At 57.5% G+C, this 24,995-nt stretch carries 16 protein-coding genes and 9 pseudogenes; 17 read left to right on the forward strand and 8 right to left on the reverse strand.

Features of this window, described 5'->3' with window-relative positions; all coding sequences use genetic code 11:
• Positions 1-8 precede the first annotated feature (8 nt).
• A pseudogene (locus J2J98_RS30500) lies at positions 9-263 on the forward strand (DDE-type integrase/transposase/recombinase); the annotation flags it as partial.
• 92 nt (positions 264-355) lie between these two features.
• Here the strand turns inward: J2J98_RS30500 and J2J98_RS26385 are convergent.
• The 5 genes and pseudogenes from J2J98_RS26385 to J2J98_RS30505 all read right to left on the reverse strand — a co-directional run.
• Positions 356-585, reverse strand: a pseudogene (locus J2J98_RS26385) (hypothetical protein); the annotation flags it as partial.
• A 33-nt stretch (positions 586-618) separates the two neighbouring features.
• Positions 619-1,110, reverse strand: coding sequence for a GNAT family N-acetyltransferase (locus J2J98_RS26390; protein WP_207603927.1), 492 nt, complete (start codon positions 1,108-1,110; stop codon positions 619-621).
• 221 nt (positions 1,111-1,331) lie between these two features.
• Positions 1,332-1,964 (reverse strand): annotated as a pseudogene (locus J2J98_RS26395) (3-oxoacid CoA-transferase subunit B).
• A gap of 115 nt (positions 1,965-2,079) precedes the next feature.
• On the reverse strand, positions 2,080-3,297 hold the full coding sequence (locus J2J98_RS26400) for an ATP-grasp domain-containing protein (protein WP_207603928.1): 1,218 nt from the start codon (positions 3,295-3,297) through the stop codon (positions 2,080-2,082).
• Between the two features lie 903 nt (positions 3,298-4,200).
• Positions 4,201-4,336: pseudogene (locus tag J2J98_RS30505) on the reverse strand (IS5/IS1182 family transposase); the annotation flags it as partial.
• A gap of 481 nt (positions 4,337-4,817) precedes the next feature.
• Between J2J98_RS30505 and J2J98_RS30730 the strand changes: the two are divergent.
• From J2J98_RS30730 to J2J98_RS26420, 5 genes and pseudogenes are all read left to right on the forward strand, one after another.
• Complete coding sequence (locus tag J2J98_RS30730; RefSeq protein WP_259665026.1) at positions 4,818-4,940, forward strand: hypothetical protein; 123 nt, start codon at positions 4,818-4,820, stop codon at positions 4,938-4,940.
• A gap of 324 nt (positions 4,941-5,264) precedes the next feature.
• The gene (locus tag J2J98_RS26405) at positions 5,265-6,494 is read left to right on the forward strand and encodes an ATP-grasp domain-containing protein (RefSeq protein ID WP_207603929.1); all 1,230 of its coding nucleotides are present in this window, start codon (positions 5,265-5,267) and stop codon (positions 6,492-6,494) included.
• Positions 6,495-6,763: 269 nt separating this feature from the next.
• Positions 6,764-7,816 carry a lysine-2,3-aminomutase-like protein gene (locus J2J98_RS26410; protein WP_207603970.1) on the forward strand — a complete coding sequence of 351 codons (1,053 nt, stop codon included), beginning with the start codon at positions 6,764-6,766 and terminating at the stop codon, positions 7,814-7,816.
• Positions 7,817-8,058: 242 nt separating this feature from the next.
• Positions 8,059-9,474 (forward strand): CapA family protein, encoded by a 1,416-nt coding sequence (locus J2J98_RS26415; RefSeq protein ID WP_207603930.1) that lies wholly within the window; start codon positions 8,059-8,061, stop codon positions 9,472-9,474.
• A gap of 144 nt (positions 9,475-9,618) precedes the next feature.
• Positions 9,619-10,394 (forward strand): annotated as a pseudogene (locus J2J98_RS26420) (IS3 family transposase); the annotation flags it as partial.
• Positions 10,395-10,648: 254 nt separating this feature from the next.
• Here J2J98_RS26420 and J2J98_RS26425 read toward each other — a convergent pair.
• Positions 10,649-11,677 carry an IS110 family RNA-guided transposase gene (locus J2J98_RS26425; protein WP_207603931.1) on the reverse strand — a complete coding sequence of 343 codons (1,029 nt, stop codon included), beginning with the start codon at positions 11,675-11,677 and terminating at the stop codon, positions 10,649-10,651.
• A gap of 61 nt (positions 11,678-11,738) precedes the next feature.
• On the opposite strand from J2J98_RS26425, the pseudogene J2J98_RS26430 reads away from it, so the two are divergent.
• Positions 11,739-12,020, forward strand: a pseudogene (locus J2J98_RS26430) (integrase core domain-containing protein); the annotation flags it as partial.
• A 263-nt stretch (positions 12,021-12,283) separates the two neighbouring features.
• On the opposite strand, the gene J2J98_RS26435 reads toward J2J98_RS26430, so the two are convergent.
• Together J2J98_RS26435 and J2J98_RS26440 are read right to left on the reverse strand one after the other, a co-directional pair.
• Positions 12,284-13,309 carry an IS110 family RNA-guided transposase gene (locus J2J98_RS26435; protein ID WP_207603971.1) on the reverse strand — a complete coding sequence of 342 codons (1,026 nt, stop codon included), beginning with the start codon at positions 13,307-13,309 and terminating at the stop codon, positions 12,284-12,286.
• Between the two features lie 87 nt (positions 13,310-13,396).
• A pseudogene (locus J2J98_RS26440) lies at positions 13,397-13,708 on the reverse strand (transposase); the annotation flags it as partial.
• Positions 13,709-14,239: 531 nt separating this feature from the next.
• Here J2J98_RS26440 and J2J98_RS26445 point away from each other — a divergent pair.
• The 10 genes and pseudogenes from J2J98_RS26445 to J2J98_RS26490 all read left to right on the forward strand — a co-directional run bounded on the left by J2J98_RS26445 (position 14,240) and on the right by J2J98_RS26490 (position 24,903).
• On the forward strand, positions 14,240-14,437 hold the full coding sequence (locus J2J98_RS26445) for a hypothetical protein (RefSeq protein ID WP_207603932.1): 198 nt from the start codon (positions 14,240-14,242) through the stop codon (positions 14,435-14,437).
• Positions 14,427-16,463 carry a recombinase family protein gene (locus J2J98_RS26450; RefSeq protein WP_246569475.1) on the forward strand — a complete coding sequence of 679 codons (2,037 nt, stop codon included), beginning with the start codon at positions 14,427-14,429 and terminating at the stop codon, positions 16,461-16,463. Before J2J98_RS26445 ends, J2J98_RS26450 begins: the two co-directional genes overlap by 11 nt.
• Positions 16,372-16,908 (forward strand): annotated as a pseudogene (locus J2J98_RS26455) (IS110 family RNA-guided transposase); the annotation flags it as partial. The gene J2J98_RS26450 and the pseudogene J2J98_RS26455, both read left to right, overlap by 92 nt.
• A gap of 349 nt (positions 16,909-17,257) precedes the next feature.
• A pseudogene (locus tag J2J98_RS26460) lies at positions 17,258-17,388 on the forward strand (transposase); the annotation flags it as partial.
• Between the two features lie 738 nt (positions 17,389-18,126).
• Positions 18,127-19,371: a serine hydrolase domain-containing protein gene (locus J2J98_RS26465; protein WP_207603933.1), complete on the forward strand. Its 1,245-nt coding sequence runs from the start codon at positions 18,127-18,129 to the stop codon at positions 19,369-19,371.
• A gap of 99 nt (positions 19,372-19,470) precedes the next feature.
• A complete protein-coding gene (locus J2J98_RS26470) occupies positions 19,471-21,057 on the forward strand; it encodes an ABC transporter substrate-binding protein (RefSeq protein WP_246569476.1) in 1,587 nt (528 codons plus the stop codon).
• Positions 21,057-21,998 (forward strand): ABC transporter permease, encoded by a 942-nt coding sequence (locus J2J98_RS26475; RefSeq protein ID WP_207603934.1) that lies wholly within the window; start codon positions 21,057-21,059, stop codon positions 21,996-21,998. The genes J2J98_RS26470 and J2J98_RS26475 overlap by 1 nt, the downstream gene beginning before the upstream one ends.
• Before the next feature lies 1 nt (position 21,999).
• On the forward strand, positions 22,000-22,881 hold the full coding sequence (locus J2J98_RS26480) for an ABC transporter permease (protein WP_207603935.1): 882 nt from the start codon (positions 22,000-22,002) through the stop codon (positions 22,879-22,881).
• A 1-nt stretch (position 22,882) separates the two neighbouring features.
• On the forward strand, positions 22,883-23,932 hold the full coding sequence (locus tag J2J98_RS26485; protein ID WP_207603936.1) for an ABC transporter ATP-binding protein: 1,050 nt from the start codon (positions 22,883-22,885) through the stop codon (positions 23,930-23,932).
• The gene (locus J2J98_RS26490) at positions 23,929-24,903 is read left to right on the forward strand and encodes an ABC transporter ATP-binding protein (protein ID WP_207603937.1); all 975 of its coding nucleotides are present in this window, start codon (positions 23,929-23,931) and stop codon (positions 24,901-24,903) included. The genes J2J98_RS26485 and J2J98_RS26490 overlap by 4 nt, the downstream gene beginning before the upstream one ends.
• Positions 24,904-24,995 lie beyond the last annotated feature (92 nt).

Genomic DNA, 24,995 nt, shown 5'->3' on the forward strand with positions numbered 1-24,995 from the left:
TGACCAATCTGGATCTGTTCTCCCGCCGTGTGGTTGGCTGATCGATGAATGCAAGTATGACTCCCATCTAGTAGCCGACGCGCTGATCATGGCCGTCCGGCACAGGAGGAGCTGGATCCGCTGCTGTACCATTCGGACCAGGGTAACCCAATACACTTGCTAGCACTCCCAGCGCCTCTGGCGATCAACTCATCACCTGCTCGATGCGCCGGTCTGGAAATGCCTGGGACAATGCCGCTTTGGAAAGCTTTTCCAACAACCTTGCTCGTTCGGCCGCCGGTGGCGTGATCCGCGCTGGATTTGACCCTATGGTGGCGGATGTCTGCTTGGCAAGGTTGGCCCCGTAGTCGCTCGTGAGGTATCGCGCTTCGCCCGCCTCGGACACGGACCTGTAGGCGTGGAGGTAGACTTCCTCGTATTTGATCGAACGCCAGAACCGCTCGAGGGCTCGACGGCTCGACGGCTCGACGAAGACATTGTCCAGGCACGCACCGTTGCCGTCAATCCAAATTGGAATTCAACCGCCTCTATGCAAAAAGCGGCTTCCATCGTGATCGACAGTCGCCATGACAGAAGCCTCCGGCTTGGTAAAATGCCGTTTGTGTAGTCCCGGAAGCATCATTTCCCGCTGTCACAAAAATTGTCGAATGCTATACCATGGAGTTGGTAGCTCGTCTCATCGTTCACCGGCTCGAATCCATGCCGGATGTAGAAGCGCTCACCTCCCAAGTTGCCATGATTAACGGTCAGGCGAAGATAACGGTAGCCACTACTACCCGCGATCCGGGCGACGTGTCGCAACAGCTTTTCACCAACCCTGGCGCTGCGGAATTCCTTGTGAACGAACAGATCTTGAATATATAGGCCCGGCTTGCCCATCCAAGTAGAAAACACCGGGAAGTAGAGGCAGATGGCTGCGATCTTGCCCTCGAGCTCGGCCAGCATCACGGTGAACTCGCATCGAGGACCGAAGCCGGCGATTTCGATATCGTCCCGAGTGCATTTGAAGCACCCGATAACGCCGAGGGATTCGGCCAGCAGCCGAAGCATCAACAGGATCTCATCGAGATCCTCAAACTCGGCTACCCGAAATGACAATCCTGATGTCATGAATGATCCTTTCTATCCAATGGCAAGGAGCGCGTTTGTGAGATGTGGATGTAGGACGCAGCGCCGCAGCTCTCATACTCAAGCCAATGCACATGCTAACCTGCAAATCGCGCACCTCGTCGGCGCCATTCCAGCAGCCCGGGCGCAAACAGTTCTGTCAGAAATTCCAACTCGTGATCGACGCATGCATCAACAGCACGAAGTATTGAAGTCCTTTCCACTTAGAACCTCGGCAAATGCTGATCCGGGATTTGGAAAGGGCGCCGGCGGCTGCACGAAGCTCGGCAAAGGCGATACCTTCGGCCATTTCGCGCGGATCCAGGCATTCGACGCTGACGTCGAAGACTGCCATATCGGTGTAGATCCGGTTCACGCGACCCGCGGCCGTGAGCGGCAAATTGCATTGGCTAAGGATCTTCGGATTGCCCTTGCTGTCGGTGTGCATCATGACAACCCCCACCCGACGAGCTTTCTGTGCCAGTTCTATCGCCCCCCCCCATCCCTGGCGAGAATTTGCCGGGTATCTTCCAGTTCGCCAGATCGCCGTTTGCCGCCACCTGAAAGGCTCCGAGGAGGCTCAGGTCTAGCCGCCCAGATCGGACGATGGCGAAACTTACCGCACTGTTAAAAAATGCGGTGCCGGGTATGATCGAGACATAGGCGCCACCCGCATCGATCAAATTGCGGTCGGCGTTCTCTGGACACAAGACTGGGCCAACCCCCGCGATGCCGTTTTCCGAATGCAGGCAGACAGGGGTGCCAGGCGATACATATTGCAGAACCTCGGTCGGCAGGCCAATGCCCAGATTGACAGTCATGCCGCTTGAAATATCTGCGGCGGCGCGCTTCAACATTCGCGCTTTAGCGTTTGACGACACCATAAATCTCCGGCAATTCGTTGAGTTCAACCACCGCGTCGACAAAGGCTCCCATCTTCACTGGTCCGTGGAGGAAGCAGTGCCAGATTGTCTATTCGCCAGTTGTCGGAAATGGCGTGACCGACCAACTGATCAAGTCAACGGCACTTTGAAGAATCGCCGCGGTCTGAGTAGGGCTCGGTGAAGCGGCGATGACATATCCTATGCAGTCTTCGGAATCGCCTTTCCTAATGATCGGCATTTTTGGCTGAGCATACAATTTTACCTCCGCGATACCGGGTATGGCCGCGGCCTGAGTGCCGCCGTCGATCCAATCGAGGGTGCCATCGAGATCAGGAATTAGGTACCGCCACGCCGCCGTATGCGAACGCTTTTTCAGCAGAGCGCATTTGCCACCGGTGGCAAGTTTAATGTGCTCGGTCACGAGATCGATACCATAAGCCAGGTTCACTAGTTGGGGACCGGCACCCAAACGAGGATTGACTTCAATGACCACTGGGCCACGCTTCGTCCACCGGAGTTCGATGTTCGCAGGCCCCCAGCCAAGGCCGAGAGCTTGCAAACAGCTCAACGACAGATCAACGATACGCTCATGCTCGTCTTTACCCAGCGGGGCTGGAAAGGTGACCTCCCGGAAGACGAAATGCGGCGGGCAGTCGAACTCAGCGGTACCAACTCCGACAACCTGATGTCCCATGGTGTCAACGTTATAATATTGGCCCTGCGCGAACTCTTCGATCAATATCTTGGGCGTGGATTGAGTTATGCGCGTTCCACCCAACAGATAAGCCGCATGTTTGGCTAACTCTTCCGCCGTGCGGCACAATCGGACACCGCTGCTGCCGATGCCGACGACGGGCTTTATCACCACCGGCAGGCCGATTTCAGCGGCTGCGCTTTCTACGTCTGTCGCACTCTCCGCCAGTTGATAAGAAGGTACGGGAACGTTGGCCCCCGCGAGAAGCTGACGTTGAGTGAATTTATCGCAGCATCGTTCGATTGATGAGGGATTCGGTCCGGGTAGATCGAAATGCTGGCAGAGCTTCCCAACTGTCGCGTAGAACGCTTCTTGAGCGCTCGTAATGCCAGCAATATCATAGGTCTGGCGGAGCCGGGAACACTCACTGATCAGCGCCTCGAGATCAGTGGTATCGAGCCGGATGGCCTCGGTGCCTTCCGCCGCAATGTAGTCGTATTGGGCCGGATCAGCCGAGAGGGTGATTGGATGAAGGTCACGCTGACGGGCTGCTCGGACGTAGAGCGGACCGTTGCTTGCACCCTCAACCAGGATGAGTGCTCTTCTTGGCATTGACGATTGACCTTCCCTATGTGCGATATCGCGGTTTGATTGTAGGCGGGCATCAGCCGGTCCTCCGAACTAGTGCGCGCGATAACATGAGGTCTAGGATTTTTCGGGCAGCGCGGATACTATCGCATCTGGTAGTTGATCGCGCCTGTTCGCAGGCCCATGAACACCTTTCCAGCTAGTGAGGATTTGAGAGCATGCGGCGCCTCATGCGTGGTAAAAACCTCCACCCATGCAGCATGGCCTGCTGGAGGTGCTCAGCGTGACATTTCGTGAACGCGCCGCAACACCGCCACCAGGGATCCGAGTAGATTGGTGACTTCCGTAACGGCGTAGTTGTGGAGGACGTCACCACATGCGGATTAATTCACTGCTTACGCCTCCACAACAATACCCTCGGATTGCATGGAAACTGACTTCCGGAGACAGCGAGAATCGCAAAAGCCGCAATGGCGCAGGCGGCCACAATGGTGAGCATGCATTGAACGCTACCCGTGAACCTCCAAAAAACAAGCAGATAGTGCGATCGATCGATCCGAATGCGTGGAAAGCGGTGAGATCCATTGCCAGCAGAAGGCCCAAATTGCCTATTCGGAACTCAAGCCGTGTAAACCATCTGACCAGTGTGAAAATCCCGAGGTAATCCGTCCCCTGGTTCCGAAATAATCTCGCCCCCAATTCCGGGAAATGGTCGAAACCCTGGTTGCAAAGCCGGCGCGCTTTCTGAAACCGCAGTCCGGCCAGCCGGCAACCCCGTCACTCGCGCCGATCAGACAGCTGATCCCTTCGCCTTCTTAAAGTACTGCTTTCCTCAGCGAAAGATGCTCCGCAATGTAGTCAAAGGAATGTTTTATACTTGCCGCCGGCCCTGTTGGGGCGAATTCATGAGCTGGGCCTTATCGGAGATGGAATGCAGGCCGTTATCTTGCGTGGGGCCAAGGCGTCTCGAAACCAGTCGGCGTCATAGCCCTTGTCGGCCCATAGGCTCTTGGCCTTGGAAAGGCGGCGAGCATTTCGCTGCCCCTTTGTAGTCGCTCATCTGTTATTTTGGTCACTCCTGCGACCTGGTCCAAATTTTGCTCGATTACTCCGGCGCCCGCATTCTGTTGCGTATCCATTTTTCCGAACAACCCACATGGTCTCAGACACCAAGGAAACAAGATGACACCCAGAGGGAAGAGATCGTTCTCCGCCAACAGAGGCAGGGCAGAGTTCGGCAAAGGGGTCGGCACGGGGGCATCGGCAAGGCAAGCGGAGGCAAACCCGGGTCCATCGAAACAGAAGCCTCGGCTTCCCGTCAGAAAAACGAAATGCCCTTCCATAGCCGCACGAACCTCACGTCGAGCATGCGCGGTGGCGAAGGTTCCGCGTTCCGCCCGACGCTTCCCACAGTGTAGAGGAGGGCGCCCCACGGCGAGTGGAAAGGGAAGGCGCCTCTTGCCGCTAGTCCCAGAGTTTCGGAAGTGCCCTACCTCCCGATGCAGCTCGGCACATCGCCCGCTCCTGAACCAGGCAGTCGACGGATGAGACCGGACCACGAGCTCTCCTCCCTCAACCTGGCGACCGGCATTTCCGCCGTTCGCCAGATGACTGAGACTGCGCTAGGCGGCACCTATTGGAGCGCTGTCGGTATTTGGGCGCTCTGAAAGTTTGAGAGTGAGGCCGCGATTGGATGAAGTCGTCAGCGCCGCGGACGTTAGCTTTGGCTCGCGCCCAGGCGTGGCACAACCTCATGAAAAATCCGTTCTGGGCCGGTCGATGCGGGCCACGGTCTTCCGGGTCGCGAGCAAACGGTTGCCGCCGAGATCACCGATTTCACACCCGCTTTGCCTTTGGGGCGACGCCTTGGTGCGCTGTGGGCCGCAAGCTGATACGTCAAACTACCCAGTGCAGTAGGTTTCGAGACTGACGCCGCCCATGCTAGACACGCTCAGACTACAGCATTGGACAAAGAAAAAAGGTCAACGCTAATGGCATCAAAAGCGCTTATCCTGATCGAAGGCCATCGGAGCATCGGTCCGCTATACGTGCGAGCAGCTCAGCGTCGGGGTCTCTATCCAATCACGATGTCTATTGATCCCACTCAGTACGGCTATCTAGCGGCTGAAGGCACCGAGGCCGTCCAGGTCGATACCAATGACCTCGATGCGATGAAGAGCGTCTATTCACGGCTCAGACTGACCCATGCCATTGCGGGCCTTACTGGCTTTTCCGGCCTTGATGAGTCGGTCTATGTGACAGTTGGCAAGCTCTGCCGCCATTTCAGTCTACCGGGCCCCGACCCCGCGTCCATTGAACAATGCCATGATAAGTTCGTTCAGCGTCAGCTTCTTGCGCAAGCCGGCATTCCCCTACCTGACTATCGCGTGGCAATGAATGCGACGGAGGTAGAATGCGCTGCCGCAGAAATCGGCCTGCCGGTGGTGATAAAGCCCGTCGTCGGCAGCGGCAGCAGCGGTGTCCGATTGTGCCACACGGCGGAAGAGTTAGCCAAACATGCGGCTTATCTGTTGGGTGGAACGCGCATAACTCAATCCACGCCCAAGATATTGATCGAAGAGTTCGCGCAGGGCCAATATTATAACGTTGACACCATGGGACATCAGGTTGTCGGAGTTGGTACCGCTGAGTTCGACTGCCCGCCGCATTTCGTCTTCCGGGAGGTCACCTTTCCAGCCCCGCTGGGTAAAGACGAGCATGAGCGTATCGTTGATCTGTCGTTGAGCTGTTTGCAAGCTCTCGGCCTTGGCTGGGGGCCTGCGAACATCGAACTCCGGTGGACGAAGCGTGGCCCAGTGGTCATTGAAGTCAATCCTCGTTTGGGTGCCGGTCCCCAACTAGTGAACCTGGCTTATGGTATCGATCTCGTGACCGAGCACATTAAACTTGCCACCGGTGGCAAATGCGCTCTGCTGAAAAAGCGTTCGCATACGGCGGCGTGGCGGTACCTAATTCCTGATCTCGATGGCACCCTCGATTGGATCGACGGCGGCACTCAGGCCGCGGCCATACCCGGTATCGCGGAGGTAAAATTGTATGCTCAGCCAAAAATGCCGATCATTAGGAAAGGCGATTCCGAAGACTGCATAGGATATGTCATCGCCGCTTCACCGAGCCGTGATCAAACGGCGACGCTACTTCAGCAAGCCGTCGACCTGGTGAATTGGACGATAACGCCATTTAGGGATGGTCACTGCTGAACGACCACCACCGTGGTGGGGGAAGGGGTGGTTTCAAGTCAATATCGATGCGAATCCAAAGTAGAAGAGGGATCAGGCCGATGACAATACCAATCGCCGATATGAGACCCGATGTTGCCGGGTATCGACTTGATCCACGAGATTGGCACGAACAACGCCGTTCTAGAACGGTAGCAGCCGCCGCCATCCGGCAGTCATCGCGTAGCCAATAGCGCGTCAGCCAAAAAAGGAGAGGAGAGCAAATGTCAGGACAACGCCCTCAAGTCAAACTGACCAACACCCGCCCCATCCGCACGCCTGCGGAGCTGGTCGAGACTGGCCTCGTTAAGGCTGAAGACCTTGCAGGTATCGAGGCCGTAGCCCAGCGCTATGCCATAGCTATCAGCCCTGCCATGGCCGCGCTGATCGACCGGGACGATCCGAACGACCCCGTCGCACGTCAATTCGTGCCGGATGCGGCTGAGCTGAACACGAGGCCCGAGGAGCGCGACGACCCAATCGGGGACCTTGCGCATAGCCCCGTTGAAGGCATCGTCCACCGCTATCCTGACCGGGTGCTGCTCAAGGCCGTCCATGTCTGCCCGGTTTATTGCCGCTTCTGCTTCCGTCGCGAAATGGTGGGTCCCCAGGGGCTCGGCACCCTATCACCTGAGGCCATGGACAGGGCCCTGGGCTATATCGCCAATCACCTAGATATCTCGGAGGTCATCCTCACCGGCGGGGAACCATTCATGATCTCGCCCCGCCCCCTCGCGAAAATCATGCAGCGGCTGGCTACTTTCGACCACGTGAAGATCGTGCGCTTCCACACCCGCGTTCCTGTGATCGAGCCGGAGCGGATTGATCCGGCTTTGATTGCGGCCGTGAAGTCATGCGGGAAAGCGGTCTATGTGGCTCTCCACGCCAATCATCCGCGCGAGCTTACGCCCGCGGCTCGGGCGGCCTGCGGCCGGCTCGTCGACTCAGGCATTGTGATGATCAGTCAATCGGTTCTGCTGAAGGGCGTCAACGCCGACTGCGACACGCTTGCGGCCCTCATGCGCGCCTTCGTGGAAGCGAGAGTAAAGCCGTATTACCTCCACCATCCGGACCTTGCTCTCGGCACAGGCCATTTCCGCCTGACCATCGAGCAAGGCAGGGCTCTAGTCGAAGGCTTGAGAGGCCGGATTTCGGGGCTGTGCCAGCCAACCTACATCCTCGACATTCCCGGTGGGCACGGGAAGGCGGTGATCGGTCCAGATGCCATCCGCCAGGACGATGCAGGTTGCTTTACGGTCTCGGATTTTAAGGGTCGCGGGCATGCCTATCCACCTGCGGATTGAGTAGAAAATAGCTACGTGTTTTACACGGAGAGCGCCACGACGACAGACGAAATCCGAACACGTCATGCCCTACGGCCACAGACGGCCACGGCGTGGCTTGTAATGTGCATACTGCCGGAACCGGCGTATCCGTTCCGCGACCTCAGCTGCTAAGTCTCCTCTCAGTGCTGCGGTTTGACCCCGCTTCGCTGACACGGAGACCAAGTATCATTCCAAATCGCTGACAAGAAGAGAAGAGGACAATGGAAAAGCACTCCCACGAGCTCGACGGTCATCTAACGCACCGAGATGGTGGATATGACAATGTCGGATCTACCGAAACCAACGTTGCGGACGGCTTCACAATGGTGGCGGTTGGCGATCTCATCCTGTCGCGGCCGCTAACCAAAGGTAACACGGTGGGCTTGCAGGGCATAGTTGAGATCCTTAGTAAGGCGGATGCAACTTTCGGGAACATGGAGACGCTCATTTTCGATATCCGGTCATTCAAAGGAAGTCCGCAGGCTGAGTACGGTGGCGCTTACCACATCAGTGTGCCGGATCTAGGCCGGGATTTGAAGTCGATGGGATTCAATTTGATGAGTCGTGCGAATAACCACTCGCTTGACTGGGGTGTCGAAGGTATGCGGGAAACGAGCCGTCTGCTCGACGAGAATGGGATCACACATGCGGGTGTTGGAGAGACTCTTTCACAAGCGGGTGCCGCTCGCTTTTTGGAGACCGCTAAGGGCCGGGTGGCGTTGGTTTCATTTGCCACTACTTTCATGCCAATGTCTCGGGCTTGCGATCCTGCGGGAGAGGCACCCGGTCGACCGGGTGTGAACGCGCTTCGTTTGATGCGAAACATAACTCTTCCGCCGGATGCGCTTGAGCGCTTGAGGCGGGTGCGGAATGTTTTGCCAGGATATGCCTCGCCTGAACGCGACCCAGGCCGAGTCGTGCTCCTTGGGGAGGCTTTCGTAGCAGGCGACAAGCCGAGTTTTAGCTATCAAGCAGATCCGAGTGACGAGGCCAGAGTCCTGCGAAACGTTCGCCGCGGTAAACAGTTTTCCGACTTCTGCATCGTCACGAATCACGGTCATGAGCCCGACTGGAGCGAGCTGGTTAGCGAGGAACCGGCGGATTTCGAGCAACCTTTTGCGCGAAAAATGATCGATGCCGGAGCGGACGCATACATTGCACACGGACCGCACCTGCTGCGAGGTATAGAAATTTATAAGGGCAGACCGATATTTTATGGCGTTGGCAATTTCTTCTTTGACGATCTGCGGACGCCGGTCGGGGCTGACATGTTTGATGTTTACGGCAAAGACCCTCGGCTCGACACGGACGCCGAGGTAACAGTCGATGAGCAGGCCAAGGGATACCCTTCGATTGACGGCTTCGTCGGGGCGCTAGGAAAGCCCATCCACTACGAGAGTGTTATCGCCGTGAGTCTATTCCAGGAGAACCAGCTTTCCGAGGTGTTGCTTTATCCTATTGAACTTGGTTTCCAGAAGCGATTCGCCAACCGCGGTACTCCTAGTTTGGCATCTGGACCACAGGCAAAGTCTATCCTCTTGCGTCTTCAAGCACTCTCGCAGCCTTTTGGGACCCGAATTGCTATCGAAAGCGGCGTGGGAGTCATCAGGCTCAAGCGTGGCTCGGTGATGGGGTGACTGATTGCCGGGGAGGCGTCCGAAGGAGTTCTGCGGTTCAGCGGTCGGCTCTAACGGACCATCAAGCTCATGTTCCAGGCAGTTGTTTCTTGCAATAGGTCAGGGAGACCGTAGGGCTGGGTCGTCGGCTCTGCAGCTGCCAAGAAAGTCTCCGAGGCGAAGCGGCTGAAGGCGCTTGAGGACGAGAATACCAGGCTGAAGAAGCTGCTGGCCGAACAGATGCTTGATGCAGCCGCGCTCCGCGAGCTTCTTGCAAAAAAATGGTAGGGCCTGCCGCCAAGCGTGAAGCCGTCACGCATCTGAAGGCCGTCATGGGTCTTTCGGAACGGCGGGCCTGCCAGATCGTATCCGCCGACCGCAAGACGATCCGTTATCGGTCCAGTCGACCGCCGGAGGTCGATCTGCGAGCGAAGCTGCGTGACCTCGCTAATGAGCGACGGCGTTTCGGCTACCGGCGGCTATTCATCCTGCTTCGGCGAGACGGAGAGCCGTCCGGGGTCAATCGCATATACCGTCTTTATCGCGAGGAAGGGCTTTCTGTTCGCAAGCGAAAGGCCCGTCGGCGTGCTGTCGGCACGCGTGCGCCGATCCTGGTCGAAGCGAAGGCCAATGCCCGCTGGTCGCTGGATTTCGTCCACGACCAGTTTGCCTGCGGTAGACGCTTCCGGGTGCTAAACGTTGTCGATGATGTGACGCGCGAATGCCTGGCGGCAATCCCCGACACGTCGATCTCCGGTCGCCGTGTTGCTCGGGAACTGACGACGCTGATCGAACGACGCGGCAGGCCTGACATGTTTGTCTCCGACAACGGCACCGAATTCACCTCGAATGCCATTCTTGCCTGGTCGAAGGATCACAAGGTCGAGTGGCACTACATCGCGCCGGGAAAGCCAATGCAGAACGGCTATGTCGAGAGTTTCATGTATAGACGGCCCCGCGGGCGCAAGAGGCTTTCTGCAAGTTTAGTCATCACTCGGGTGCGTTCATGTATTCGGCCTTTGTCTGCGACCGAGACCATGGTCGCTGGCCCTGATGGAGTACGCGGATCGAGGCCTCATCAACGGGTCGCGCTTGAATGCGGCGCCTAAAACTCTTCGGGTTTGCTCGATCCCCAGCTCCGCTGGATGACCATCTGTTGCTTCTGCACCTTACGCCAGTTCGTTGGGCTTCCTGTCTACGCTGTCTTGACGCGCGCCTCCCTGAACATCTCTCCACTTGTCATCATCGCCCAGATAATTCGGGCAAGTTTGTTAGCCACAGCGACGGCCACGATCATAGGACGTCGTCGTTGTAATAAAGCGTCGATCCAAGCTCCCCCGACCTTTGCCCGAGCTTTGGGATACCGAACTATGTTCCTGGCACCGATGACGAGCAGATGACGCAGGTATGCATCTCCCTGTTTCGTAATCCCTCCCAATCGAGTGGCGCCGCCGCTGGAATTTTGACGCGGGGTCAGGCCCAGCCAGGCGGCAAACTCTCGGCCGGAGCGGAACATCCTCGCGTCCGGAATGGTTGCGGCGATGGCTGTAGATGTGATTGGGCCGACACCTGGAATCGACGACAGCAGATTTGAGACCGGATCTGAGCTCCCGATTTCCGCTAGCTTCGTCTCAATTCCGTCAATCTGCTTGTTGAGCTCTCCAACAGAGCTGATCAAACTGGTCAAAGCATACCGAGCATGTTCTGGCAACGAGGCCGCAACTTCCTCTATCATCGGCATCATGGTCTCTATGCATTGTCGACCTTGGCCAAAAATAATTCCGAATTCGGCAAGATGAGCGCGGATTGCACATATCGTCATGGTCCGTTGCCGTACCAGCAGACCTCTCGCTCGATGTAGCATCAGAAAGCTCTGGTTAGCCTCGGATTTTATCGAAACGAAGCGCATGTCGGGTCGCCTGACAGCCTCACAAATAGCTGCAGCGTCCGCAGCATCATTCTTCGCGCCGCGCCGCACAAACGGCTTCACATACGAAGGCGGTATCAACCTAACCTCGTGACCGAGCTTAATCAGTTCCCGAGCCCAATAGTGCGCGGTGGCGCAAGCTTCCACGCCGACAAGGCAGGGCCTTGCACCCCGGAAGAATTTGATCATCTCGCTTCGGCGGAGCGCCGCGGTTTTGATCACTGAACCGTCGGCATCCACCGCATGGACGTGAAAATTATGTTTGGCCAGATCAAGGCCTATCGTGCTGGCGATCATATCAGTGGCTCCTGTTTGAGTTGGCGCATCATCATACGACCAACCGGTTCGGAGCGGGGCCGTCTTCCCCATCAACGGTCGCATGCGCGACGAGTTGCTCAACGAGAGCCTCTTCTTCGGCCTCGATCATGCCCGCAGCGCCATCGCTGAATGGGCTGAGGATTATAACCATTTCCGGCCGCACTCATCGCTCGGATATCAGGCCCCGGCAGACTATGCCGGGACCATCGCCGCAACCGGCTCCAACGCTGCGCAAGATGAAAGCTTCGCGTTTCCGCCGGTTGCTCACACCGCGCCATTTGGCGTATTCAAAGCCGCCGAGGCTCTAACCGCCGCTGGATGAAAGTTCAGTGGCATGTATGGACGGCCTCCGCGTGGCAAGGGGCAGTGTGGTGTTTCCGGCAGATTGGTCGGGTGCAGGCATGTATACGGCCTTTGATTGCGGCGCGTTCATGCCGCTGGCCCTGATGTAGTCCGCTGATCGGATCCCAGACAGGTCAACGCGCTTTCAAGCGGCACCCACTGATCGGGTTTGTCCGATCCCGGCTCGACCGTTCGCCATCACGCCATCAGCACCTCACCAATTTCTGCATTCTCTGTGAGCATTCAAAGGGCGGCGGTCGCCTCAAAGCGCCTGCCCGTCGTCATCAACGCCCAGACGATCCGCGCCATCTTGTTGGCCAAAGCAACAGCGACGACGTTGTACGGCTTCTTCACCAGAAGTTCGGCGGCCCAACGCGTCGGTGCAACTTTAGCTTTGCCGCTGAAACGAAGCACCGCGTGCGCGCCCACAACGAGAAGCCGGCGGAGATAGGGATCGCCTTGTTTGCTGATCCTTCCGAGGCGGTCCTTGCCACCCGATGAGTTCTGCCGCGGCACCAGGCCTATCCATGCCGCCAATTGTCGGCCGGATTTGAAGAGCGACGCGTCGGTCACCGTCGCGGCAATTGCGCTGGCAGTGATCGGGCCAATTCCAGGGATCGTCTCAAGGCGGCGGCTCAGTTCGTTCGAGCGATGCCAAGCATGAATTTGGCGATCCAGCTCGCTGACCTTCTCGTGCACCTCCCGCAACTGCCCGATCAGCGGAAGAAGCGCGGACCGCGCAAGCGGCGGGATTAGATCGTGATCATCGTCGTCGACCAACGCGATCAGCATTCCGACGCCGGCAATGCCCTGTCGCGTTACGATGCCGAACTCCGCCAAGTGGCCACGCAAGGCGTTCACCAGCATTGTCCGCTGCCGGATCAAAAGCTCGCGGACCCGATGCAGCATCAGCACGCCCTGTTGCTCCTCGCTCTTCACTGGAACGAAGCGCATCGTCGGCCGCGTCACCGCCTCGCAAATCGCCTCGGCATCTGTCGCGTCGTTCTTCTGCCGCTTCACGTATGGCTTGACGTAAGACGCCGGCATCAGCCGAACCTCGTGACCCAGCGCCATAAGAACCCGAGCCCAGTGGTGTCCAGTCGCGCATGCCTCGATTCCGATCAGGCATGGCGGCAATGCCTTGAAGAATCCAACGACATCGTCGCGGCGCAGCTTGCGGCGGCTCACCGTCGCGCCGGCACCATTGATCCCGTGAACCTGAAATACATGCTTGGCGATATCCAGACCAATTGTGGTAATCTTCTCCATGGACGGCTCTCCCTTATGTGACTTTCGACAGCCACACTTTGGCACATTGCGATGCCGGGAGCGGAGGCCGTCCACCACATCAGGTCATCATGTCGCGCCAATCAGGCGGGCTTGAAGAAGATCAAGCTTTCCGCGTCCGTACATCTGGCGCTTTACCAGCTTGAGCTTGGTGATCTGCCCCTCGGTTTGTCCATTGGACCATGGTGAGACGATCGCTGCCCGGACTGCTTGCATGTCTTTCGCCACGCCATTGCCAAAGGAGGAAAGCAGACTGTTGCGAGCGCGGTCGATCCACGGCGCGAGCTGGTTTTCCTCCTTGGACCGGATCATGTGATGGAAGTCGGCGATGATATCGCGAGCCGTAACGAGCAAGGGAACACCACTTTCGATAGCGGTGACCTTGCCCCCAAGTTTTATCCAGTTTTGAGTTCGCTCCGGCGGTTTTTTGAAGTGCTCCCCGATTTTGGGCCAGCGGGAGTTGGAATTTTCCGGGGTTAAAGCTCAGCTCGGCGGGGGTGCCGATGAGCCGTTCATCAGCGAAATCGGCACCTTGTCGCCGATCGCGCTGTGTGGCCGGAACTCGTTGTACAACACGACGACAGAACACCCACGGGACCGAGGTTCGCGAGCTTATGTATCCGTGGCATCCCTGGTCCGGACGGCTCGTTCACGTGCATGATGCGGTGTCCAAAGGGACGCATATTTTCCGCTGCAGCCTTTCTGGTTCTTCTTCTGGTCGACTTCTTGAGGTCCCGTCGTGGATGTTCGACCGATCGGTGAGTGGTTGTTGGCGCAGCTTGGCGGTCCCGCACGTCGATCTCGCAAGCCTGCATACTTTGGCAAGATTGCTGAAGGACGCTGATGCGTCATCGCAATCTTCGGTAATGGGCGCAGCATTGGTCTCTCACGAAACGAGTCGGAGAGATGTTCATGCCTCGCCAGCCCATGACATGCCAGTTCGATCTGTTCTCGGCCCCGCAGCGGGGGAAGACGGCAGGGACGCCGCAATGGTCGGTGTTGCCGGAGGAGACTCGCCAAGCGTTGACGGTGCTCATCGTGCGGCTGTTCGTCGATCACGCAAAGTGCGGACATGCCTCCCAACAGAAGGAGGCCGGTCATGATGCATGAGAAGATCGGGCCGCATCATCTGGAGCGGAAGGCCATCCTCTATGTTCGGCAGTCCTCGGCTCACCAGGTTCTGCACAATCGAGAGAGCAGCGCCCTCCAGTACGCCATGCGCGACCGTCTGGCAGCGCTTGGATGGTCACAGATAGAGACGGTGGATGACGACCTTGGTCGTTCGGCCGCCGGCGGCGTGACCCGCGCTGGATTTGATCGGATGGTGGCGGAAGTCTGCCTTGGCAAGGTTGGCGCCGTGGCCGCGCGTGAGGTATCGCGGCTCGCCCGGAACAGCCGCGATTGGCAGCAACTCATCGAGATGTGCCGCGTTGTCGATACCGTCCTGGTCGACCAGGAAGCAATTTATGCGCCCCGCCAGGGCAACGACCGCCTGCTCCTGGGTTTGAAGGGCAGCCTCAACGAATATGAACTCGATCTCTTGCGTCAGCGTTCCCTTTCCGCCCGCTATGAGAAGGCTCGCCGCGGTGAACTCGTCGTCACTGTTCCGGCCGGCTTCGTAAAGGCCGGTGATAGGATCGAGAAGGATCCAGACCGACGCATCCAGGAAGCCATCGCACTCGTCTTCAACAAGGTCACCGAACTCGGGAGTGCCCGGCAGGCCTTGCTATGGTTCCTTGAGCAGGGGTTGGACCTGCCCGTCAGGTGCGCCAACGGTGACGTCATCTGGCGCAGGCCAAATTATGCCACCATCCACCGGATGATTGCGAACCCGATCTACGGCGGCGCTTATGCTTATGGTAAGAGTCGTTCCGTACCGGGATACGATGGCCGATCTGGAATTCGCCGCAAGGCGCGTGATGAATGGCTTGCCCTGATCCCGGACGCGCACGAAGGTTACATCAGTTGGGAACGGGCGGAGGAGATCCGCAAGATGGTCAGCGACAATGTACCGGCCAGTCGCCATCATGGAGCGCCGAAGCATGGCGACGCTCTGCTTGCCGGCCTGTTCCGCTGCAAAAGGTGCGGCCGGAAGCTGACGGTTCGTTACACAGGAGCCAACCATAACATCCCGCGCTATTCCTGTTGGCGTGGTCTACTCGATAGTGGCGAACCACGTTGCATCGCCTTCGGCGGTCTGCGGGTCGATGATGCGATCGAGGAGGCGCTGCTCGGCGTGGTCGAACCGGGAGCCATCGCGGCCGCCGTTGAGGCGGAACGCAATATGGCCAGCCAACGCGATCAGGTTCAGGATGCCCTGCTGCGCGACCTCGAGGCAGCACGCTATGTAGCCGACCGGGCATTCCGGCAATATGACGCGGCCGATCCGGAAAACAGACTTGTAACGTCGGAGCTGGAGGCGCGCTGGAACAAGGCGCTGACTGGCGTCGGTGAGATCGAGGCCAAGATTGCCAAACATCGGACAGTTACGCCGCAGCCGTTCCCCATGTCCGCATCACAGGTAACCGCACTTGCGGCAAACCTTCGCACCGTCTGGACGGCGCCGACAACCGATGCAAGGCTGAAGAAGCGCATCGTGCGCACGCTCATCAATGAAGTGGTCGCCGATCTCGATGATGGAACCTCTGAGATCGTCCTCGTCATTCATTGGGTTGGCGGCGTCCACACCGAGCTGCGCCTGCCGAAGCGACGCCGTGGCCAAAGAAACGCAACCCCTGACGACATTGTCGACGCTGTGAGACAGCTTATCTTGATCGCCAATGATGATGTGATTGCCGGTGTCCTCAATCGCAACGGACTGACGACCGGCAATGGCAATCGCTGGACACGGGAGCGGGTCACCGCGCTGCGGTCATATCGCAAGATTCCGGTCTTCCGTCCGCAGATCGACGAGGTCGAGCCCTGGCTTAATCTGGGCGGTGCGGCGAAGTTACTCGGGATAACGCCAAAGACGCTGCGTCTGGCGGCCGAGCTCGCGAGCGGCTTCGCTATCCCTCAGCTACACCACGCGGTGGGACACGATCATAGAGGAAGTTGCGGCCTCGTTGCCAGAACATGCTCGGTATGCTTTGACCAGTTTGATCAGCTCTGTTGGAGAGCTCAACAAGCAGATTGACGGAATTGAGACGAAGCTAGCGGAAATCGGGAGCTCAGATCCGGTCTCAAATCTGCTGTCGTCGATTCCAGGTGTCGGCCCAATCACATCTACAGCCATCGCCGCAACCATTCCGGACGCGAGGATGTTCCGCTCCGGCCGAGAGTTTGCCGCCTGGCTGGGCCTGACCCCGCGTCAAAATTCCAGCGGCGGCGCCACTCGATTGGGAGGGATTACGAAACAGGGAGATGCATACCTGCGTCATCTGCTCGTCATCGGTGCCAGGAACATAGTTCGGTATCCCAAAGCTCGGGCAAAGGTCGGGGGAGCTTGGATCGACGCTTTATTACAACGACGACGTCCTATGATCGTGGCCGTCGCTGTGGCTAACAAACTTGCCCGAATTATCTGGGCGATGATGACAAGTGGAGAGATGTTCAGGGAGGCGCGCGTCAAGACAGCGTAGACAGGAAGCCCAACGAACTGGCGTAAGGTGCAGAAGCAACAGATGGTCATCCAGCGGAGCTGGGGATCGAGCAAACCCGAAGAGTTTTAGGCGCCGCATTCAAGCGCGACCCGTTGATGAGGCCTCGATCCGCGTACTCCATCAGGGCCAGCGACCATGGTCTCGGTCGCAGACAAAGGCCGAATACATGAACGCACCCGAGTGATGACTAAACTTGCAGAAAGCCTCTTGCGCCCGCGGGGCCGTCTATACATGAAACTCTCGATGTAGCTGTTGTCGGTCGGCTTGCCAGGCCGGGAGAAGTCGAGCACCACGCCCTTATGGTAGGCCCACAAGTCGAGGTCGCGCGGAGTTCTGCGGCATGGATCTTGCGACAATCCAGTCAGGAATGTTTCGAGGCCAGACCAATATGGAAATGCACGGCTGAGGCGGACCTTATGGATGGCAGCTCAAGTCGCGATATTGCAGCGCGCCAACAGCTCCTGCCCTTATTGGCTAGGGATTCCAGTTCGCTCATTGGCAGGGCGATCTTCTCTTCTTTCACCGGAGAATGCGTCCCGCGCCACGTCGCTGATAGAGCGCGAGAGCAGCGATACCGTGACGATCAAGAAAGAGCCACCACTCGCATTCGATCATAGCCAAGATCATCGAAACGTTCTCACCTTTCCTTCTTAATGCAATTGGCTTCACCTTTGACCGCAGCACGGAGCTGCCGGAGCTCGCGAGATATGCGGCACGGTCACCGAGCGTGCCGATGCTGGGGAAGCTAGCCGGGCGGAGATAAAATGCCAACACCGCCCGTGGCGCGAACATTAGCCAAATTAATATTCCACATTGAAAGTACCTATTTGGGCAATGCAATTTTATGTTCTATTGCTCACAAAACAATATTGGGGACCATCGTGCTCTTATACAGCGAAATGATCAGGCGACGGCTTGCCCCGTTTGCTACACATCCGGCGTCGGGTTGCAAGTCAACTGCCGATGAGGTGTCTTTTTCGGTGTTGGCATTACTGACCGGATGGCCGACCGGCTTGGCCTCGCGAAAGCCGAAGCCCTCACCGACGACGGAATAGCTGCAATTCGGAGCTTCCGGAGAGGAATGGCGTCGCGAGTTCGCTGCCTTGACTGTCCTTTACCGTGAGAAGACGTCGCGGCCGTTGGGAGTGTCATCTAATGCGGACTTCGCTGTTCGATGGACAAAATGGGGAGGGAAAAATGGCCATCAATAAGGAATGGTTTCCTGCTTCTACGGGCGCAGAGCTTAGCGGTGCTTCGGGGCTGATTGGCGCAAAATCGGAGCAGCCAACGCCCGTTCAGTCGGAGTTTGGCGCCGTGGAGGCATGCTGTGCCATTGACGATCGCCGTGAGAAGGCGACGATGCTGCAGGCAAAGGCGCAAATTCTAGTCTCCCATCTCGTTCGTGCCGATGGGGCGCCTGGAGCTACAGCGTATATCATAGCGCCGAAACTGGATCTGGAGATCGGGGTGGTGGCGGGCGTGACCGAAAGGTCGGGAAGCGAGCCATTGACAACTGCGCACCCCGTTCGAATCTCAAGTGTCACCAAACCCTTCGTTGCCGCCGCTATATTGAGGCTATGGGAAATGGGCCAAATCGAGTTGGCCGGATCAATTGATTCCTATCTGCCCATCGAGCATACCTCGATTCTTACGAACGCCGGATACGACGCGAAGGCAATTACTGTACGCCACCTCCTCTCGCATACTGCGGGCCTCCGCGATGTGTTCCACACAGATGCTTTCGCACAGATGTTGCCAGGACTGATGTCTGGGCAAGTGAGACACTGCTTTACCCTCGAAGAGCAACTGCAAATGGCAATGGAGGGGGGCCGTCGCTTCCCACCGGGAGAGGCGTTTGAGTACAGCGACACAGGGTACCTCCTGCTAGGCGCGATCCTTGGGAAGGTAACAGGAAAATCGATGGCCGCGGCAACGCGGCAACTCGTCCGGTTTGATCGTCTAGGCCTCGAGAGTACATGGTGGGAAGTGCTCGAACTGGAGCGCGAGGGGGTCCTCACACGGGCTCACCAATATGAATACGCGTGCGGCTGGGACAGCTACGACGAAGACCCCCCTCATGATCTTTTTGGCGGCGGTGGGATGATTTCAACGCCGAGAGACCTAGCCACGTTTTTCCATGCGCTATTTCATGGAAAGGTTTTTGAACGGCCAGAAACGATCCACGTGATGATATCCGTCGCCAAAACGACGACCTTCAGAAATCACGAGGACGACCTTTATGGGCATGGGCCGCAGATCCATAACGTCGGAGACTTAACCGTCTATGCCCACGGCGGCTGGTGGGGGCTCGATGTCGGATACGTGCCCGAATTAGACATGACGCTTAGCGTCGTGGGACTGAGACGAGATATCCGCCCACGGTACTCCGCAGTCTTCGATGAACTAATTTTGGAAGCCGCGCGCCTTCATACCAAACGGTAGGTCCAGACAGGAGTTCGCCGCCATTCGTCCGGCCATGTGGGCCTATGGTCGCAGCAGAAACATGGCAAACCTATCATATTAAAAACAAGGGGAACTGACATGACAATTACGCGACGGACATTGATGCAATCAGTCTTGGCTGCCGGGGCAGTACTGGCTGCTCCCTCGATTTTGCGAGCGCAAGATAAGCAAGCAATTCGTATGATCATGGGTGATATCCAGATCTTCGATCCCGTTTTCACCACCTCGCAAAACACTTTCAACCACGCGATGGCGGTCTACGACACGCTGTTTGCGCTGGACGCTGATCTTGTGCCGCAGCCACAAATGGTGGGCAACTGGAGCGCATCGGATGACAAGAAGGCCTATACGTTTGAACTTCGTGATGGCTTAAGCTGGCATGATCGTACGCCGGTAACGGCAGCTGACTGTGTGGCTTCGATTCGTCGCTGGGGTCAGGTGGAGCCATCTGGGCAACTGTTGCTAAAACATGCCGCAAATATTGTGGCGACCAACGACAGGACATTTGTCATCACGCTTAATGAAGCGGTGGGATCGCTGACCGACATCTTGGCGAAGCCGCTCTTCATGATGCGCGAGCAGGATGCGAAGCTACCGGCAACCGAGCAGGTCACGACAAACATCGGTTCTGGCCCGTACAAGTTCAACGCAGAGCTTACCAGGCCTGGCTCGCGCGTTGTATATGATCGCAACGAGCAATATGTCCCAAGGAACGAGCCATCCAGCGGGTTTGCCGGTGCCAAAATTGCGAAAGCCGAGCAGGTCATTTGGGAAAACATTTCGGATCCTCAGACTGCGCTTGCAGCACTGCAGGCAGGTGAGGTGGATTTCTGGGCGGAGCCCGTGGCCGATCTTTTTTCTGTGATTGAAAGCAGCGATAACCTTGTCCTTGACACGCTCGGTGGAAATGGGTCGGACTGGGTGGTGCGCATGAACTTTCTCCAGCCGCCGTTTAACAACGTTAAGATGCGCCAGGCATTGCTGTATCTGATCGACCAGAAAGCCTTCCTGAGCTTGATGGCTCCCGACGAGAAGTTTGGTCGCCCTGTCGCCTCGACGTTTGGAACCGGATCGCCGTACTCGAATGACGTGAATATCGAGTGGTTTAAGGAGGGCGGCGATCTCGAGAAGGCAAAACAACTGATCGCCGAGTCCGGATATGCCGGCGAAAAGGTTGTTATACTTGATCCGACGGATTGGCGTGACGGCGATGTCGCCTCGCAGCTATTTGCCAGCGTGCTACAGAAGGCGGGAATCAACGCCGAGCTTGCTCCGATGACCTGGAGTGAATTGGCTGTGCGTAGAGGCAACAAGGGGCCAGTGGAAGACGGCGGCTGGAACTTCTTCATCACCACTTTCTCCGACTACGAGATGCGCGACCCGATGGCAACGTCACTCTTTGTAATGAACAGCGAAGAGGCCTGGTACGGTTGGCCGCAGAATGATGAATTCGAAGTTCTGCGTGGCAAATGGCCCCGTACGGAGACAAAGACGGAGCGTCAGGCGTTGGCCCGCGAGATGCAGCGTATCTGGTGGGACTACGTCCCAATAGTTTTCCTTTGTCAGACAAAAGCACCATCGGCACGCAATAAGCATCTAGTGGACATAATCAGCACTCCGGCCCCGGAGCGAGCAATCTGGAATATGCGGAAAGTGGAAGGCTGATGGCCAGCTATATCTATCGCAGGTTGTTTTCGGCCATCGCCGTTATGGCGATGGTCGGGATTTTCATCTTTCTCCTGGTCAGGTTAGCTCCGGGCGATCCAGCTGTGGTGATGGCCGGACGAAACGCGACTGAACAAATCGTCAACGGCATCCGCGAGCATCTGGGATTGAACCAGCCTCTGCCGGTACAGTTCATCCACTGGCTCTCCGCAATGCTGCACGGGGACTTCGGCACCTCCATTTTCTCTGGCCGTCCGGTATTTGAACTTCTTGCACAGCGGCTGGCACCAACCGTTTCGCTGTCGGTACTGACCTTGGCTCTTTCGGTCTCAGTTGGGGTGTTTTTTGGTATCCTCGCTGCGTGGCGTGACGGCGGTTTTGTCGATCGCCTTTTAACAGTGTTCTCGGCGTTTGGATATTCTGTTCCCGTGTTCGTAATCGGTTACTTTCTCGTATATGTACTGGCTATAAGCGTCGCATGGCTGCCCGTACAAGGCTACGCACCCATGGACGAGGGGGTGGGGGATTGGTTCGCGCACTTAATCCTACCGACGGTAGCGTTGAGCCTGCCCTTTATCGCGTTCGTCGCCCGTGTCACTCGTGCCAGCATGCTTGAGGTCCTATCTGAAGACTACATGCGCACGGCAGCCGCCAAGGGTGCTTCTTCCTGTGCAATGCTGTTTCATCATGCGCTCAGAAACGCGGGTGTTCCCATCCTGACTGTGATTGGCATCAGCTTCGCCTACCTTATCGGCGGAGTCGTGCTCACTGAAACGGTATTCAATATCCCCGGCGTCGGGCGCCTGGTGGTGGATGCGATCAACAACCGTGACTACCCGATCATCCAGAGTGTGTTGATCCTCACTTCGGGCCTGTATGTCCTCATCAATCTTGCAGTCGATCTAACCTACACGCTGATCGACCCCCGCATCAGGTACTGATATGAGAACCTCCTCTGCTAATATAGTTTCCGTGTCCACCGCTAGAGTAGGACAATCGAGCCTCTCCCGGCTCGCAGGGCGGCATCCACTAGTCCTGATCGGCGGTGGCCTTCTTATGGTCCTAATTATCCTCGCGCTAGCAGCACCGTTTTACGCTGCCGATCCCCGGAGCATGGATCCTTTTGTTCGCCTCAAGCCTCCCTCTGCCGAGCACTGGTTTGGGACTGACAATCTTGGTCGCGACGTGTTCGCACGTACTATCTACGGGGCGCGTATCTCGCTGATGGTGGGCCTAATATCGGCTCTATTGGCAGCCTGTGTTGGCTTGCTGCTCGGCGTCCTCGCAGGCTACGTTCGCGTATTGGACAACGTGATCATGCGCGTGATGGATGCTCTAATGTCGATCCCGACCATTCTGCTGGCTATCGCCCTTATCTCCTTGATAGGGCCCAATATCAGCATACTCATCGTCGCCGTCACGCTTCCCCAGACGCCAAGCGTCGCTCGGCTTGTGCGCTCGGTGGTACTGAGCGTGCGCGAACGTCCTTACGTTGAGGCTGCAGTCTGCGGCGGAGCACGGCTGCCGAAACTTCTGTGGCGACACATTCTTCCGAGCACTATCCCCCCGCTCATGGTTCAGAGTGCCATAGTTTGCGCAGATGCGATCATGACCGAAGCCGGTCTTAGCTTTCTAGGCGTTGGAGTACCGCCGGAGATCCCGAGCTGGGGCAACATGATCTCCAGCTCGCGTGTTTATTTGGCTTCCGCGCCGCTGACGATTTTCGCTCCCGGGGTTTTTCTCGCCGTCACCGTTTTAGCGGTCAATCTCCTGGGCGATGGTCTTCGAGATCTGTTCGATCCTCGTGCAAAGAGGAGGCGCTAAAATGCTAATGCAAGTCTCCAGCGATGAAAGACAAACTGAGTTTTCTAAGGAGGATAGGACCATCAACAACGAGGTGCTTCTGGATGTGCGGGGCCTCGAAACGCATTTTTTCGGAGAGGAGATCGTCACGCACGCTCTCGGCGGCGTTAGCTTTAAAGTAAAGAAGGGCGAAACGCTCGGCGTAGTCGGCGAGTCCGGTTGTGGCAAGAGCGTGACGGCGCTTTCGATTATGCGGCTACTGCCGAAGCTCTCCGCCAAAACGATGGGCGGTGAGGTCCTCTTTCACGGTCGCAATCTCTTGGATCTGCCCGACCGAGAGATGCGTAAGATCCGGGGGGATAAAATCGCGATGATCTTCCAGGATCCTATGACGAGCCTTAATCCGGTCTACACTGTCGGTCGCCAGATTGCAGAGGCGGTCGAAATTCACACTGGTGCCACCCGTTCTAAGGCCTTGGCAAAGGCCGTCGATATGCTGCGCCTCGTCCGCATTGCGGACCCCGAACGGCGGGTAAGCAATTATCCCCACGAGATGTCCGGCGGCATGCGCCAGCGTGCCATGATTGCCATGGCACTTGCGTGCTCACCTGAACTCTTGATTGCCGACGAGCCGACGACGGCGCTCGACGTCACCATTCAGGCGCAGATCCTGCGGCTGATCGTCGATCTGAAAGAGCGCATGGGAACCTCGGTTATGTTCATCACCCATGACCTAGGCGTCGTGGCCGAGACCTGCCAGCGCGTCATAGTGATGTATGCCGGCCGTATCGTCGAGCAGGCAACGGTCACGGATCTCTTCGCGCGGCCGATGCATCCGTACACAAAAGCTCTCATGCGCTCGGTCCCAGATAGGCGGCGGGGGAAAGAGCGCCGTCTGCCGGAAATCCCAGGCATTGTGCCGAGCCTGCGGGAGCCTATCGTCGGGTGCAGCTTTGCGCCGCGTTGTCCGTTCGCGACCGAGGTCTGCCGGGAGAAAACGCCAGCTGTCAAAGAATACGGCGTGGATCACGCGGCCGCCTGCTGGCATGCAGAAGAGGTATTGAGCGCATGAGTGGCCCTTTGTTGCAAGTCGAAAAACTGGTCAAACACTATCCGGTCGGTGGCGGAATCTTCAATAAAGTTCCACCAGTCGTGCGGGCGGTCGAGGATGTGTCCTTTACTGTCAACGCAGGCGAGACACTTTGCATTGTTGGCGAATCAGGATGCGGAAAGTCGACAATCGCACGGCTCTTGATGCGGCTTGTTGACCCGACAGGTGGCCGCGTCCTGCTGGAGGGAAACGATATTGCCAGTCTCAACAAGAACGAACTTCGGGACTGGCGCCGACGCATGCAGATGGTCTTCCAGGATCCCTACTCGTCGCTGAACCCACGGCTAACGGCCGGTCAGATTATCACAGAACCGGTCGAGAATTTTGAGCGTCTGAACCGCAGAAAGCGCGAAGACCTTGCGGCGGAGCTCCTGCGAAAGGTGGGCCTTGCGCCCGAGATCATGCACAGGCTCCCCTCGGAATTGTCGGGCGGTCAGCGCCAGCGGCTCGGAATTGCGCGCGCATTGTCGCTGAAACCCTCAATCATCATCGCCGACGAGGCAGTTTCCGCTCTCGACGTCTCCGTGCAGGCACAAATCCTCAATCTTCTCATGGACCTCCAGGAGGAAACGGGGATCGCCTTCGTGTTTATCTCGCACGATCTTGGTGTTGTGGAGCATATTGGTCATCGAGTAGCGGTCATGTATCTCGGGCGGATTGTCGAATTGGCAACTTGCGAAGCGCTATTTGCCAACCCAATACATCCTTACACCGAGGCGCTCATAGCGGCCGCCCCTATACCAGATCCCACAAGGGTTCAGTTGGAGGCGCTGGTCGAGGGTGAAGTGCCGAGCCCGGTCAACCCACCGAGCGGGTGTGCATTCCACCCGCGCTGCCCGCTCGTACAAGACCGCTGTCGCATTGACGTGCCCCCGCTGGTGTCAATGCCCGATGGCCGCGCTGTCGCGTGTCACGTCCGCGCTCCGGTTTAAGGGTAATCGCTGCTCTCAAAGATTGCAGCGCGATATCCATTGGGCGCCCATTTCCGTGCCTGCCGGTTGCGGCAGCGAGAGAGTCTGGCCTG

Source organism: Rhizobium bangladeshense (assembly GCF_017357245.1).
GTDB lineage: Bacteria > Pseudomonadota > Alphaproteobacteria > Rhizobiales > Rhizobiaceae > Rhizobium > Rhizobium bangladeshense.